Source organism: Actinoalloteichus spitiensis RMV-1378, from assembly GCF_000239155.1.
Taxonomy (GTDB): Bacteria; Actinomycetota; Actinomycetes; order Mycobacteriales; family Pseudonocardiaceae; genus Actinoalloteichus_B; species Actinoalloteichus_B spitiensis.
Genome location: NZ_AGVX02000680.1, coordinates 1 through 2,423, shown reverse-complemented (window position 1 = coordinate 2,423; position 2,423 = coordinate 1). Strand labels below are relative to the sequence as shown.

Here is a 2,423-nt window from a genome sequence, read left to right as displayed (position 1 = left end):
CGGGGCGCCCGTGGTGGCGGCGGAGGCCGGGAACGCCGGGGACAGCCCGCTGCTCGCGGGCCGAGGGCTCGTCGGCGGCCAGTCCGCCGCCTACGTCTGCCGGGGCTCCGTCTGCGATCGCCCGGTGACCGGGGCCAGCGAGCTCCGGGACCTGTTGCTCACCGCCCGGGAGCGCTGAGGAGGGGGGCGGCGACGGCCCGGCCGGCCGTCCGCCCGGCCGGTGCGGGGCGGGGCGGGTGCCACCACGGGCGGCGGGTCGCACATCCACGACGAGCTGTGTCCGGGGGCCGGTGGCGGCGCACCGCCCCGGGTGGGGTGGTGGGTCATCGCGGATCTTCCCGGACGGGCGCGTTCCTGCCACCGTGCGGTGGTCGCGTGTGATGACCGCGGCCCACCGGGGCGTCGAGGAACTCTCCACCCGTGGCTACCAGCAGCCACGCCCGACGCCCCCGCGCACCGGATTTCCGAGGGGCAGTGAACCGTGCCCCCGGAGGTTTGTGGTTGAGGCGAAAACGACTGGGTTCCCGTTCCACCGTGGAGGATGCTCTCTCCTGGAAGGATGATCCCGCCCCGAGCCGGCGTCCCGATGACCCCGCGCTCGATGCGGCGACCGCCGGGTGGGGCACCACCCTGCGGTACGCGCTCCTGCTGCTCGTGCGCCGTGGCAGCGTCGGGATCGGCGCGCTGGTGCTGCTCTACCTCGGGCACCGCGGCGGCGTGTTGTGACCGCTCCGCGCGGCGGGGGCGCGGTGGGGCCACCGGCTCGTCGCGCCCCCGCACGGCCTCTCAGGCGTAGAGGACGAGCCAGATCGCCACGTAGTGGGAGAGCGCCGCGAGGGCCGTCGCCGCGTGGAAGAACTCGTGGTAACCGAAGGTCTCCGGCCAGGGGTTGGGCCAGCGGGTGCCGTAGAAGACCGCGCCGCAGGTGTAGAGCAGCCCGCCGACCAGCAGCAGCGCCACGGCGGCGACGCCTCCGGCCTCGGCGAGGTCGGGGATGACGAAGACGGCGACCCAGCCGAGGGCGACGTAGATCGGTACCCCGAGCCACCGTGGTGCGCGGGGCCAGGCGAGCTTGAGCACGACGCCGCCGACCGCGCCGACCCACACCACGGCCAGCACCAGGCGCCCGGTGTCCGGAGGCAGCGCGAGGAGGGTGAACGGGGTGTAGGTGCCCGCGATGAAGAGGAAGATCATCGAGTGGTCCAGCCGCTTCATCCACAGCCGGGCCCTGGCGCTGACCCAGGTGCGCCGGTGGTACAGGGCGCTGACTCCGAACAGGCCGAGCACGGTGATCGTGTAGACCGTGGTGGACAGGGCTGCCCGGGCGCTCACCGTCGTGGCGGCCAGCACGATCAGCGTCACGCCGGCGCCGATCGAGACCAGGAACGACCAGAAGTGGATCCAGCCGCGGGCCCGCGGCTTCGGAGGTGCCGGTGGCAGCGGGGCGATGCCGTTCGTAGCGGTCACGTCCTCGAGGTTACGGCACCGTAGGTTACGCGTCAGTAGCGCGCTCCCCACATCCCGACCCCCGTGCTCCCGGGGCTGGCCCGACCGCCTCGTGCCCCGGCCCGTCGTCCCGCGTCCCGCCGTGCCCGCCCAGCGGGCGTTCGCCGGCCGGTGCCGATCGGTAGGCTCGTCCCGTGGGTGTGCTGACTCGGACACGGGACGTGGTCTACGGGGTCTACGAGTGGCGGCTGAGGAAGCACCTCGCCGGCCTGCCCGCTCCCCGGCACGTCGGGGTGATCCTGGACGGCAACCGGCGGTGGGCGCTGGAGGCGGGCTTCTCCGACGTCAGCGACGGCTACCGCGCCGGCGGGCGGAAGATCGCAGAACTGCTCGACTGGTGCGCGGAGGCGCGGGTCGAACTGGTCACGCTCTTCATGCTCTCCAGCGACAACGCGAACCGTCCGAGGGATCAGCTCCAGCCGTTGCTCGACGTGATCGCCGACGTCGTGGACCAGCTGGCCGAGGCGACGAACCCGTGGCGGATCAGGATCGTCGGTGCGCTGGACCTCCTGCCCGGTGGCACGGCGGCGCGCCTCTCGGCGGCGGAGGCCAGGACGCGGGACAGGAACGGGGTCGCGGTCAACATCGCCGTCGGCTACGGGGGGCGGCAGGAGATCGCCGACGCGGTGCGCAAGCTGCTGCACGACCGCGTGGACCAGGGCGGCTCCCTGGAGGAGCTGGCGGACGAGCTCAGCGCCGACCACATCACCCGCCACCTCTACACCTCCGGCCAACCCGATCCCGACCTGGTGATCCGCACCTCGGGCGAGCAGCGGCTCTCCGGGTTCCTGCTCTGGCAGTCGGTCTACTCGGAGTTCTGGTTCAGCGAGGTCCACTGGCCGGAGTTCCGGCGGGTCGACTTCCTGCGCGCGCTGCGCGACTACGCGAACCGCCACCGCCGCTTCGGCTCCTGACCG

At 73.3% G+C, this 2,423-nt stretch carries 3 protein-coding genes; 2 read left to right on the top strand and 1 reads right to left on the bottom strand.

Annotated elements, in window-relative coordinates:
* Nucleotides 1-534: 534 nt before the first annotated feature.
* Complete coding sequence (locus ACTIDRAF_RS0223835) at nucleotides 535-726, top strand: hypothetical protein (RefSeq protein ID WP_016701195.1); 192 nt, start codon at nucleotides 535-537, stop codon at nucleotides 724-726.
* A 60-nt stretch (nucleotides 727-786) separates the two neighbouring features.
* Here ACTIDRAF_RS0223835 and trhA read toward each other — a convergent pair whose 3' ends face one another.
* Complete coding sequence (gene trhA, locus ACTIDRAF_RS0223830; protein ID WP_016701194.1) at nucleotides 787-1,467, bottom strand: PAQR family membrane homeostasis protein TrhA; 681 nt, start codon at nucleotides 1,465-1,467, stop codon at nucleotides 787-789.
* 173 nt (nucleotides 1,468-1,640) lie between these two features.
* Between trhA and ACTIDRAF_RS0223825 the strand changes: the two genes are divergently transcribed.
* Nucleotides 1,641-2,420, top strand: a complete 780-nt coding sequence (locus ACTIDRAF_RS0223825) for an isoprenyl transferase (RefSeq protein WP_016701193.1) — start codon at nucleotides 1,641-1,643, stop codon at nucleotides 2,418-2,420.
* The last annotated feature ends 3 nt before the right edge of the window (nucleotides 2,421-2,423 follow it).